Here is a 12094-nt window from a genome sequence, read left to right as displayed (position 1 = left end):
CTTTGGTCAGCAAATAAAATGCAAATAAGGAGCGCGGTAGGATGCCGAAAAAGATAGCTCCGTCCTTTTGCTTTATAGGGAACCACCTTGCTTTGGATTTTATGAATACGAAGGTAGTTGCCGACGGGAAACTCGTGGATCTGCTGCAAACGTCAGACGATGTATGGAACTGGTTGAATCAAACCGATTTACTCGTCGATCAACCAACGGATTCCGAAACCCAATGGAGGGCAGGAAGTTCATTGGTCGAGGAAGCCATCGAACTGCGGACGGCCCTACATGCCATCCTCCTACAGGGGATGCAAGGGGCGGAAGCAGCCTTCGAAGAGGTAGAGCGAGTTAACCGATTCCTTAGGAGCAAGGTCATCACAACAACATTGCTCCAACAGGGTGGCCAAATCTTTTCGGTTCGGCACATTGAAGCCCAGAGACCGGCCGACCTACTTCTACCCGTCGCGGAAGCTGCGGTGGATTTATTAACGAAGTATGATTTGAGATTGGTAAAAAAGTGCGAAAATCCCCAATGCGTGTTGCATTTTTACGATAACAGCAAGAATAGCACCAGAAGGTGGTGCAGCCAGAAGACATGCGGGAACCGAATGAAGGTGGCTGCCTATTTGGAAAGACGAAAACGAGCGGAGAATGAAGAAACTAAGAACCCCGGATGAGTATCCGGGTTTTTTTTGTTTGATTTTATTAATACCCAAAATTCTTATTTACAGGTTAATGTTAATGAAATATAATACCCATTATAGAGTTAAGGAGGTTAAAAGAGAGGTGGCTATGAGCAGAGTGTACCATGCCGGGGAATTGGCAGTTCAGGCGTTGGCCGGAGAGCAAATCGTTGCAGAGCGGAACGGTTTGAGTATCAAGTCTGTTGTAGTTCAAGGAGCTTTTTCATATTTGCGAACCCAATCGCTGATCGTTTGTTCCACCATGGCGAATGACGGGAAAGTATGGTGTTCGTTTTTGACGGGTGAACCGGGGTTCATCCACGTGGTCTCGGAGAAGGAACTTACCGTGACCTCTCAACCGGCAACGAGCGACCCCATCTGGCGTGACTTGCAGGACCGTCCCGATATTGGTCTTTTAGCGATCGACTTCTTCCGGAGAATTCGGATGAGAATCAATGGAAAGGGTGTATATGACGGGGAGCAGCTTCGGGTAACGGTCGAACAGGCATACGGCAACTGCCCCAAATATATACAGAAGCGTTCGCTGCAACCAAGCAGCGGATCCTACCGGAGGGAACGATTGTCCCATCGCGGGGATGCCCTCAATGCGGAACAACAGGATTGGATCCGACAGGCTGATACTTTCTTCATCGGCAGTGCCAGTTCGGAAAGGAAAATGGATGCCTCGCATCGCGGGGGGCAGCCGGGATTTGTGAAGATTGAGGATGATCGAACATTGCTTTTTCCGGATTATTTCGGCAACTCCATGTATAACACGCTCGGCAATTTGTACAGCAATCCGGCTGCCGGGCTGCTGTTTATCGATTTTAACGGCGGGCATTCGCTACAACTGAGCGGACGTGCCGAGACGATCTGGGACAAGGCGAAGATTTCCCGGGTTCCAGGGGCGGAAAGGCTTGTCAGGTACACGATCGACGAAGTGATACACATCGAGAACGATACGCCGATCATGTGGGAATTTCACGAGTTTTCCCCGGCAAGTCCATCATTATTGTAATTACTAATTGATAATCAGGAGGTTGGCTTCAATGACAATAGCCAATAAATTTGTGATCATTATCCAAGCGAATCAACAGGATGTAGGGAAGGCTGTTCACGGATTGCTGTATGGATATGAGCTTCACGAGGAAGGGTTCGAAGTGGATATCCTCTTCGACGGAGCAGGGACGGAGTGGCCAAATGAGTTCAGCAAGGCGGAGCACCCTTTCAACGTTGTGTATAAGCAAGCGATGAAGTCGGGGATCGTCAAAGGCGGCTGCCAAGCATGTTCCGGATTCTTCGATACCGCGGATGAAATGCAGGAAGCTGGCGTGCCGCTTGTCGGAAATGAAAACACGGGAGGACATCTTCCGTTCGCCCAATATATAAAAGATGGGTATTTTCCAATTGTACTGTAAGGGGATGTTGCGGGATGATCCGAACCTATTTACATAAAATGAAGGGGGCTGGAAGCAGCCCGCTAAAAGTGGTGCCGGGAAACGCAGGGATGGGTTTTGTAGGCGGCCTGGTCACGATTTCCTTGCTTTCCCTCTTAACCGATATGACTTCTGCCGTATGGATCATGGCTCCTTTCGGAGCGAGTTGTGTACTTGCTTTTGGGATCTGGGACGCTCCGCTATCGCAGCCACGGAACATCATAGGAGGACATCTCGTCTCTACGTTTGTTGGTTTAGTCTATTTTCATCTTTTCGGCGACGGTGTATGGGTCGTAGGTTTGGCAGTCGGCAGCGCCATTGCAGCCATGATGTTGACGAAAACAACGCATCCGCCCGCGGGGGCTGATCCGATAGTGGTTATCCTTGCAGGCAGCGGGTGGTCGTTTCTAGTTACACCCGTACTTTTGGGTTCTGTTCTTATCGTGGTTATCGCGATAATTATCAATAACCTGCATCGTCATCGCAAGTATCCTACCTTTTGGTATTAGTTGAGGCGGAAAACAAAGAATCAAAAACAAAAAGCCGGAAGGATCTGCTCGAAAGATCTCTTCCGGTCTTTTTTAGGTATCCCCCAGCTTCTTGCGGATTTCGGAAGGATAACAGCCATAGTAATCGACAAACAGCTTGGTGAAGTGGCGGGAGCTGAAATAGCCTACGCGTTGGGCAACATCCTGAACCTTAGCGTCCGGCTCGGTCAGGAGCAATTCCTTGGCCTTCAGCATACGGATGCTAGTGACATATTTGACGAAGGTGATGCCTTGTTTTTTATGGAATAATGAGCTCAAATAATTGGGGGTCACCTGAAGCTCCTCCGCCAAAGAGCCGATGGAAATATCTTCTTGATAATGCTCGTCTACGTAGTCCATCGCCCGCTTCACAAGGTCACCGCTTGCGGCAGCGGCACCTTTCCCCTCTTGGATCAATAGGAGGTCCCCTTGATGCTGGAGGGCTTCGATCCATTCTGCAGGCGGAAGTTCCACCTGAAGGGCAGGACAGATCGCTTCTCTCAAAAAGACGGTGATCCGTTCAAAACGCACGGGATCCCCTTGCAACCCAGGCAAATGCTGCTTACCGAACGCAGATAATTTGTTGAGATAACCGACATAATCTCGGTCCTGATATAAGCCGATGAGTTGATGAATTGACCTGCCGAGGGCGGCAACATCTTCCCTGGATGTCTCAGCACGAAGCTCGGCTAAGGGATATAGCTTGTTTAACGGCAGGGTAGCTCTAAGCGTAGAAGCAGCATGCAGTTCCTCCAGCTGTCCTAACAGTTCGCGCACCGAGAGACAGTTCTCGCTTGGCAGGACCGTCACTGGGAAGAAGAGCATCTCCCCATGGCGATCTTGCCCAAGGGCCATCATAATCTGGCGCTGCAGGGCTTGGTGAACCTCGTCGTTCGATCCAGCGCCCGAAGTCGGCCAAGCCCAGACGGAGGTTAGATTATCCTCGCTCAATTGCAGATGTCCGCAACGAATTCCTTTTGCCAGGGCATGCCTTTGCGCAGCCTGTTGAATGGTCAAGGCCAGATCGTTTAACCGGGAAGCGGACGGCTTACTCCGGTGAACTCCATAGAAAAGCACGCCGAAAAAGCAATAACCTTCATAAGCGGGGTCTAGCGGCTGCGTCCCCGTCCCCGTTTGGAACTCCCGATAACGGTTCGATAACCAGTGCTCGAATTCATAATCAAGGAATTGGGTATCCCGTTCGCGTCCTTCCATCGCTTCCCGGACACATCTCTCCAACTGCTCCGGCTCGGCCGGCTTCAGCAAGTAATCGCTGGCTCCCAGCCGGAGCGCCTGCTGCGCGTAATCAAATTCCATAAACCCGCTAAGAATGACCCAGCTTGCCTGCGGAGCGAGCGTCTTGCCGATCCGAATAGCCTCGATGCCGTCAAGCTTCGGCATTTTGATATCCACGAATACGAGATCCGGTGTATCTTTACGCAATAACTCTAGCAATTCCTCGCCATTTCGGGCTTCTCCGATCAGCTGGCATGGCAAGTTCTTAAGCTCCAGTTCCTGCAACATACTTCTTAAGGTAGAGCGAATTAGCTTCTCGTCATCCGCGATGATGATTTTCATAGGGGGTACTCCTTCGTCGGAATATAAATCGAGATGGTGGTTCCGGCACCCGGCCGGCTCTCCACCTCCATCACGGCATCCGGGTAACTCATGGTCAGACGGGTTCGGACATTGGACAATCCAATTTGGTCCTCGGAATTGGAGGCAGAAGGATCAAACCCAACGCCGTCGTCCTTGACCACGATCTCAATGTAGTCCTGCGAATCCCTTTCCCTTCTTCGAGCCTGTACCGATACGGATACCATTTCCTTGTCGGCCGGTTCTACGCCATGAATGATGCAGTTTTCGACCAATGGCTGCAGCAGCAGCTTCGGGATCGGGAATGAAGCGGCGTCCGGGTCGCAGTCGATCTGGAATGCCAACCGATCATCAAACCGTAATTGCTGCAGCATGCAATATTTACGCAGGATGTCCAGCTCTTTCTCAAGGGTTGTCTCATGGACCGGCTCCAAACTGTAGCGCATCATATAACTCAAGGAGATAATCGCCGTTTCCAGTTCCTTCGCGCGGCCCTCCCGGTTCAAGCCGATAAATCCGTTCAGCGTGTTATACAAAAAGTGAGGCTGAATTTGCGATTGCAGCGCCCGGTATTCGGCATCCTGTTGGGCGAGCTTCGCTAAATACTCCTGGTTGATGAGCTCATCCAGGCGGGAAACCATGCTGTTGAGAGAATGACCGAGTTGCGCAATCTCATCGTTGCCGGGTAACGTGTACCGCTCGGACAAGTCGCCTCTCTTTACTTTGTGCATGACATGATTCATCCGTTTGAAGGGTTTCACAATCCAGCGGGTAAAATAAATCAATACGCCGAAGGTGACTAATAGGGCAGCCGCCGTGAGCAGGAGCGCGACGATATAAATCCACCGAACTTGGTCCTTCTTCTCCTGGTTGGACAGAAACACGACGATTCGCCAGTCCGCGGGACTGATTTTTTTGGAAATGCCTAAATAGTTGTTACTTTCGTACTGATCTTTCTGGCGAAAAGAGGATAATTGCTCTTTCAGCTCTTCGGGCACGGTTTGGTTGGCGTATAGGGTGTTCCCGCTTTGGTCCAGGATCACGACGATGGAAGAGACGTTAAAGTCAACGTCACTGGCGATTTTCTCCAGCACCTTCTTATCCGCATCCGCCATGATCACCGCCAGTGGGCGTCTCGTGTCCGGGTCCTTAATCAAACGGGCCACCGAGAAGGCTTGCGGTACGGATTCCAAGTTTAGGTAGTCCTGGGGATGCGAGCTGATGAAAACCGCTTGTCCATCGCCGTTGTATGCCTGTTGGTACCAATCTTGCGTGTGAAAGATGAAGTCAGGCTTCAGGGGAATCGAACCCTTCGACGTCAAATAAGCTTGCCCCTTGACCGGTACAATCAACGTGCTCAAGATATCCGGGCGGGTATTCGTCAGGTATTGCGGCAGCGTTCCTTTAAGAGCTCGGTCTGTGGTTAATTTGATATAATCGTTAGCGGTTTCGTAGGTATTGTTCGCTTTGATTTTCAATGCAGACATCAAATCATCGTTTAGATAAGGCATTGTGGATAAACGGACTAGGTCGTCCAGATAGGTTTCGATGTTCTTTGAGACGGCATTCATCGTGGATATCGTTAATTTCTGCGTCTCTCGCATCAGCATCCCTTTAATGTAAGAAGGAAGGGCAAAGGCGGAGATGACAAAGGGAACGACGATAAACAGCAAGTAGAGAATCGTAAGTTTAGACCGAAGCGTTTGAAAAAAGCGCATGCTCCTCCCCCTTCCCTTTAACCTTAGCTTCCTTTCTGCCCAAACGTCAATTAGAAACGGTGGGTGTGTAGAAAAGAGCGCTTTCATTGGAGAATGGTGTCGTACAAAAAAAGGGGGTTTACCTTTATGATGGATTCGTAAGGCAATCTTACAAAATATAAGGGGGATACTCATGAAAAGAACAAGAGGGTTACAGCTCGGGATTGTGTTAGCGCTTTCCCTGTCGCTCGCGGCCTGCGGTTCGAGCAACAACAGCAATAACTCAGCTGCGCCGGCTGATTCGACCGGTGACAAGCCAAGCGACAAGAAAATTACGCTTACCGTCATGTCCAGCACCCCTGCCGGGGAGCAAGGTGCGGTAATCGAAGCGATTGCCAGAGAGTTTGAAGCGGAAAATCCTTCAATTAAGGTCGATTTCAGTGCACCTGGCGCAGACTATGAGAACATTATGAAAGTCAAAATGGCTTCCAATGAAATGCCAGATGTATTCGGAACGCATGGCTGGGCCAAGGTCCGTTACGGCGAATATTTGGCGGATCTTCAAGGCGAAGAGTGGGCTTCCCAGCTCCACGATGCAATCAAACCAGCGGTGACGGATGAATCCGGCAAAGTGTATGTCTTGCCGATGGATCAAGATAAATCGAGTTTGGTATATAACAAGGCTGTCCTGGAGCAGTATGGCATCGCCGTCCCGCAAACCTGGGATGAGGTGATGAAAGCTGCTGAGGAAATCAAGACGAAAAGCGAGGGGAAAGTGACGGCGTTCCATGTAGGCGGCGCGGATTCCTGGCCGCTCGGACAGTTCTTCGATTACTTCGCGACTCCGGCTTTCATTAGCGCGGAACAAAACTATGCGGCACAGTTTCTCGATGGCACCTTTGATTGGACTCAATTCGATAAACTGCCTCAGATGTTGTTGGATCTGCAAAAGAACGGATACTTGAACAAAGACGTGCTTACCGCAAAATACATGGATTCTGCGAAAGCGTTTGCGGAAGGGAAAGCCGCTTTCTTCGCTTACGGTCCATACATTATAGAAGAAGCGAAGAAGACCAACCCAGACGTAAAAGGCGGTTTGCTGCCAATTCCTTCGATCGAGCCAGGGGATACACCAACCTTTGCCGGCGGGGAGAAGACAACTTGGGGCGTTTGGAAAGATTCTCCGAATATTGAAGCAGCCAAGAAGTTCGTAAGCTTCTATGCGAAACCGGAGAATGTCGCTAGAGTAGCGGGTGCGATGGTCTTGCCAGCTGGCCTGAAGGGTGTCGACGTAAACTTGGGCGATCTTACCGAGGATTTCAAAACGTATGAAAACCTGCGCGTCATCCCATTCTTTGACCGCGAGTATCTGCCAAACGGCATGTGGGACGTCTTGTGCAAGAACGGTCAAGACTTGTTGGCCGGCGGGATTACCGTTCAAGAGTTCTCTACGAATATGAAAAACGAATATGAACGCTTGCGCGCGGCGGATAAATAAGTTCTACCCGCACTAAAGATCGATAGCCCGGCGGCATGAACTGCACGGGCTATCCCTTTAGTGAGGGACAAACAGACATAAAGCGCAACAACCAAGAGGAGGGGAGAAACCGTGCAAGCAGAACCCATCAAACCCGCAAGCCCATCTCGGTCAAATCTCAGCAAGCCGGGGGTTCTTCGAACATTTTTCCAATCAACAACCGCATTAAACTTCATGTATTTGCCGGCGCTACTGTTATTCGGCGTCTTTATCCTTTACCCCTTAATCAAGGGGATTCAAATCTCCTTCACCAACTGGGACGGATATTCCCAGGATTATAGCTGGGTTGGCTTCGAAAAATACGCCCGGATGTTTCATGACAAAAATATCGGCACAACGATGAAAAATACGCTCATCTACGGTGTTGGCAGCACCCTGCTGCAAAACCTGATCGGGCTTGCATATGCCTTGTTCCTGGACAGCAAGATCCGGGGCAAAGGATTGGCACGGACGATCGTTTATATGCCGGTCATTATTAGCCCGCTCATTATGGGTTATATTTTCTACTTTATTTTTCAATATGACGGCGGGGCATTTAACGATATCATGCTTCTGCTCGGGATGGAACCGACAGACTGGTTAGCCAATGGTTCGCGAGCGGTTTGGATCATTACCTTCGTTAATACTTATCAATATTTGGGGATCGCCATGATCATCTACCTGGGGGGACTGCAGTCGATTCCGAAAGAATATTACGAGGCCGCGCAAATCGACGGTGCCCGCTGGTGGGGGCGTTTCGCCAATGTGACCTGGCCTTTGCTAGCGCCAGCCATTACGGTGAACGTCGTCATTAATCTGATCGGCGGACTGAAGTTGTTTGACGTTATCGTCGCATTGACCAACGGGGGGCCGGGTTATGCTTCCCAATCCTTGTCCACGATGATGTATAACCTGTATTTCGCCAGACAGGATGCCGGTTATGCCGCAGCCATGGGGAACGTGATGTTCCTGCTCATCTGCGTCCTCAGCTTGACCGTACTGCATTTCCTGCGTAGAAAGGAAGTGCGGGCGTAATGAAAACGGCGAGACGAGTTGTCTTTAGCTTGATCTGTCTGATTCATCTGATTCCGTTCTACTTGCTTATCAACTTGAGCTTCAAGCCGCCGGAGGATACCAGCAGCAAATGGCAGCCGGCATCGACGTTATACTGGGATAACTTCGTGAATGCTTGGACGCGGGCTCATATCGATAAAGCGATCATGACGAACTTGACCGTCACGGTCTTCTCGGTGCTCCTCGTCATTCTCGTCGGCGCGTTTGCCTCCTATCCGCTGGCCCGCAACCGGACGAAATGGAACAGCTTTATCTATTCCTTGTGCATTTCGTGTTTGGTGGTACCGAGCTTGACCATTTTGGTTCCTTTGTACAAGTTCGTCGTGGATATCGGAGGATTGAACCAATACTGGTCGATCATCCTGCTGCAAGTGACGTTTGCTTTGCCGCTCACGATTTTCTTGCTTACGGGATTTATGGGGAATGTGCCTAAAGAGCTGGATGAAGCCGCATTGATTGACGGTTGCAGTCGGTACTCGATTTTCTTCCGGATCATCTTACCGCTGCTGAAGCCGATCGTAGCAACGATCATTATTGTCGTTGGCGTGCAAATCTGGAACGACTATCAGTTCTCCGTGTTCTTCCTGCAGAAATCGGGAAGACAAACCATTCCTGTGGCCTTATCGATGTTTATCAGTCAGCACCAGAGCAATATTAATTGGGTCGCGGCCGGTTGTTTGATGGGCATGATGCCTTTGACGGTGGTCTACCTGTTCTTGCAGAAGTATTTCATTAAAGGGATGGCAGACGGAGCGGTGAAGGGTTAATGGGCTGAGAGAATAAGAGAATAAGCGAATGCTTATCGGGAAAAGGAGAAGAAACATGGCGATACGCGTATATGAGGAGCAGGGGATCTTTCACTTGCAGTCCAAAGGAACAAGCTACATCATGCAAATCGTTAACGGTTATCCTGCGCATGTTTACTGGGGGAAGCAACTGGCGTTTGAGGAACAGCCGCACAGCTTTGTGGATCTACCCGAAGGCCCGTTGTTTTTGTTGGACCGGCTGCCGCAGGAGTATCCGCAATACGGCACCGGCGATTTCCGCAGCCCGGCGTATCAAGTTCGTCTGGGCGATGGCAGTCGGATCACCGAGCTGGTTTACAGCGCTTATCGAATCCTGAAAGGGAAGCCCCAGCTGGAAGGGCTGCCGGCCGTCTATTGCGAGACGGAGAACGAAGGCGAGACGCTGGAGTTGGAGCTGCGCGACGCTTACAGCGGGTTGATCGTTACGCTGAGCTACAGCGTGTTTGAGGACAGCGCGGCCATCGCCAGATCCGTTCGGATTGACAATCAAGGCGAGCAGCCGCTGCAACTGCTGCGTGCGCTCAGCGCCAGCATCGATATGCCGCGCTCCGATCTGGACGCGGTGTATCTGGCTGGCACCTGGAACCGGGAGGCGCATGTTCAGCGCCGTCCGCTCGGTCCGGGCGGCACGACGATCGAAAGTCGCAGAGGCGCCAGCGGGCATCAGCTGAATCCATTCCTCGCGTTAGCTGCTCCGGATGCGGACGAGGATCATGGCGACGTGTTCGGCTTCAGCTTTGTTTACAGCGGAAACTTCTTCATCTCCGCCGAGGTGGAGCCATTCCGCACAACCCGGGTGGGGATCGGTATCAATCCGTTTGATTTCAGCTGGCAACTCGCACCGGGCGAAGCCTTCCAAACGCCGGAGGCGGTAATGGTCTATTCGGGCGCCGGGTTTGGCGAGATGTCGCGGACGTATCACCGATTGTACCGGACGCGGTTGTGCCGCGGCGTGCACCGCGACCGTGTGCGGCCGATTCTGGTCAACAACTGGGAAGCAACCTACTTCAGCTTCACGGAGGAGAAGATCGAGGAAATCGCCAAAGCCGGGGCGGAACTGGGGATCGAGTTATTCGTTCTGGATGACGGATGGTTTGGGCGCCGCGAGGATGATCACTCCTCGTTGGGGGACTGGACGCCTAACCCGAGCAAACTGCCTGGTGGCTTAACGAATTTGGCCAAGCGGGTCAACGACCTTGGAGTACAGTTCGGGTTGTGGTTCGAGCCGGAAATGATCTCCCCGGACAGCGATTTGTACCGAAGTCATCCCGACTGGTGTTTGCACGTGGAAGGCCGGCGCCGCACGGAATTCCGTTGGCAGCTGATCCTGGATTACTCTCGGCAGGACGTTCGTGACTACATCTACGATAAGCTAAGCGAGATCTTCAGCACCGTGCCGATCTCGTACGTCAAATGGGATATGAACCGCAACATGACGGAGATCGGGTCGGCCACGGCGGGTCCAGAGCAACAGGCAGAAATCGCGCACCGCTATATGTTAGGTTTATACGAGCTGCTGGAGCGCCTCACGACTCGCTTCCCGAACATTTTGTTCGAAAGCTGCGCCAGCGGCGGCGGAAGATTTGATCCAGGCATGCTGTATTACATGCCGCAAACCTGGACAAGTGACGATACGGATGCCGTTGAACGGCTGAAGATTCAGTATGGGACCAGCTTCGTTTATCCGGTAAGCGCTATGGGAGCCCATGTATCGGCGGTGCCGAACCATCAAGTGGGCCGGGTCACCTCGCTCCAAATGCGCGGCGATGTAGCGATGTCAGGCAATTTCGGGTATGAGATGGATCTGACCCGCTTCAGCGACGAGGAGAAGGATTTGGCCAAAGCGCAAATCAAGCGGTATAAAGAGATCCGTTCACTGGTTCAGCAGGGCGATATGTATCGTCTGGTCAGCCCGTTTGCCGGGCACGAAGCGGCCTGGATGTTCGTCTCCGGAGATCGCAGCGAAGCCTTGGCGTACTATTTCAAAGTATTGGCGGAGCCCAATGCGCCGCAACGTAAGTTGCGTTTAAAAGGACTGGATCCTGATAAGCTCTATAAGGTCGAGGAGAGCGGACTTGTCATGAGAGGGGATCGGCTGATGGCAATCGGAATTGGGATCCCTGCGGAGCTAAAAGACTACTATAGTTATTCGGTTCGTTTGAAGATCATCGACTAATCGAGCTCTAAGCTTTATCCCGAATCATAAAACCCCGAAACTATGGTTTCGGGGTTTACTTTAGGTAAAGCTGTTGATGGCTAGTTTCGAGCAAAGCGCTTTTTTGTTCAATTCTAGATCCTTTAAATAATTATTGATTTTAGCATCCAATTGTTCAATGAGATGCGAACGAATATCCTCAATATGCTCCTCCTGGCAGAAGGCAGAAATGGCCAGGATGCCGTCGGAGTAATGTTTCGTTTCCTGGATGGCGGTGTTGAGCTTCTCTTTATACAGCCGTTTGACCGATCCAGTGATCGGTTTGATCTCGTAATAACGATTCGTCTCGACGAGCAATCTCCACGGTGTTATGCGGGATGCAAGCTGATCTTTCCTTAACTCTACGGTGATTTGATACAATGTTTTTGGGCTGTTCATGATGTTGATCCCCTCGTATATTTATACGCTATATTGAATACTATATCACAAATCATGAGAGCTTTTGAAGCTGATTTCTAGAACTTTACGACTAAAAAAGTGATACTAGAGAACTATAAGCAATTGATTATGAAAAATCAAGAGACAAATCATACAAGTTTCCGTTTCCACCTGC

General features: G+C 50.9%; 11 protein-coding genes. 8 read left to right on the top strand and 3 right to left on the bottom strand.

Translation table 11 applies throughout. The annotated features are described in order from the left end of the window. Nucleotides 1-41: 41 nt before the first annotated feature. The 4 genes from MKZ15_RS19140 to MKZ15_RS19125 all read left to right on the top strand — a co-directional run bounded on the left by MKZ15_RS19140 (nucleotide 42) and on the right by MKZ15_RS19125 (nucleotide 2619). Nucleotides 42-668 carry an ABATE domain-containing protein gene (locus MKZ15_RS19140; protein ID WP_339817405.1) on the top strand — a complete coding sequence of 209 codons (627 nt, stop codon included), beginning with the start codon at nucleotides 42-44 and terminating at the stop codon, nucleotides 666-668. 115 nt (nucleotides 669-783) lie between these two features. Beyond that, nucleotides 784-1692, top strand: coding sequence for a pyridoxamine 5'-phosphate oxidase family protein (locus MKZ15_RS19135; protein ID WP_339822526.1), 909 nt, complete (start codon nucleotides 784-786; stop codon nucleotides 1690-1692). 31 nt (nucleotides 1693-1723) lie between these two features. Continuing rightward, nucleotides 1724-2092, top strand: coding sequence for a hypothetical protein (locus MKZ15_RS19130; RefSeq protein WP_339817403.1), 369 nt, complete (start codon nucleotides 1724-1726; stop codon nucleotides 2090-2092). Between the two features lie 14 nt (nucleotides 2093-2106). After that, nucleotides 2107-2619: an HPP family protein gene (locus MKZ15_RS19125; RefSeq protein ID WP_339817401.1), complete on the top strand. Its 513-nt coding sequence runs from the start codon at nucleotides 2107-2109 to the stop codon at nucleotides 2617-2619. 72 nt (nucleotides 2620-2691) lie between these two features. Here MKZ15_RS19125 and MKZ15_RS19120 read toward each other — a convergent pair whose 3' ends face one another. Then, nucleotides 2692-4215 carry a response regulator gene (locus MKZ15_RS19120; RefSeq protein ID WP_339817399.1) on the bottom strand — a complete coding sequence of 508 codons (1524 nt, stop codon included), beginning with the start codon at nucleotides 4213-4215 and terminating at the stop codon, nucleotides 2692-2694. Further along, nucleotides 4212-5951 (bottom strand): sensor histidine kinase, encoded by a 1740-nt coding sequence (locus MKZ15_RS19115; RefSeq protein ID WP_339817396.1) that lies wholly within the window; start codon nucleotides 5949-5951, stop codon nucleotides 4212-4214. The genes MKZ15_RS19120 and MKZ15_RS19115 overlap by 4 nt, the downstream gene beginning before the upstream one ends. 172 nt (nucleotides 5952-6123) lie before the next feature. Here MKZ15_RS19115 and MKZ15_RS19110 point away from each other — a divergent pair, with 172 nt between their 5' ends. The 4 genes from MKZ15_RS19110 to MKZ15_RS19095 all read left to right on the top strand — a co-directional run bounded on the left by MKZ15_RS19110 (nucleotide 6124) and on the right by MKZ15_RS19095 (nucleotide 11502). After that, entirely contained in the window at nucleotides 6124-7428 is a 1305-nt protein-coding gene (locus MKZ15_RS19110; RefSeq protein ID WP_193417345.1) for an extracellular solute-binding protein, read from the top strand. A gap of 213 nt (nucleotides 7429-7641) precedes the next feature. Continuing rightward, nucleotides 7642-8481, top strand: a complete 840-nt coding sequence (locus MKZ15_RS19105; RefSeq protein WP_213623382.1) for a sugar ABC transporter permease — start codon at nucleotides 7642-7644, stop codon at nucleotides 8479-8481. Beyond that, nucleotides 8481-9287 carry a carbohydrate ABC transporter permease gene (locus MKZ15_RS19100; RefSeq protein ID WP_193417346.1) on the top strand — a complete coding sequence of 269 codons (807 nt, stop codon included), beginning with the start codon at nucleotides 8481-8483 and terminating at the stop codon, nucleotides 9285-9287. Before MKZ15_RS19105 ends, MKZ15_RS19100 begins: the two co-directional genes overlap by 1 nt. A gap of 55 nt (nucleotides 9288-9342) precedes the next feature. Continuing rightward, the gene (locus tag MKZ15_RS19095; RefSeq protein ID WP_339817393.1) at nucleotides 9343-11502 is read left to right on the top strand and encodes an alpha-galactosidase; all 2160 of its coding nucleotides are present in this window, start codon (nucleotides 9343-9345) and stop codon (nucleotides 11500-11502) included. Between the two features lie 60 nt (nucleotides 11503-11562). Here the strand turns inward: MKZ15_RS19095 and MKZ15_RS19090 are convergent, their stop codons facing one another. Further along, the gene (locus MKZ15_RS19090; protein ID WP_155606136.1) at nucleotides 11563-11919 is read right to left on the bottom strand and encodes a hypothetical protein; all 357 of its coding nucleotides are present in this window, start codon (nucleotides 11917-11919) and stop codon (nucleotides 11563-11565) included. Between the last annotated feature and the right edge of the window lie 175 nt (nucleotides 11920-12094).

Source organism: Paenibacillus sp. FSL R7-0216 (assembly GCF_037969915.1).
In the GTDB taxonomy this organism is placed as follows: Bacteria; Bacillota; Bacilli; order Paenibacillales; family Paenibacillaceae; genus Fontibacillus; species Fontibacillus rhizolycopersici.
The sequence above is the reverse complement of the archived record's forward strand: the minus strand, read 5'-3'. Positions and strand labels throughout refer to the sequence as shown.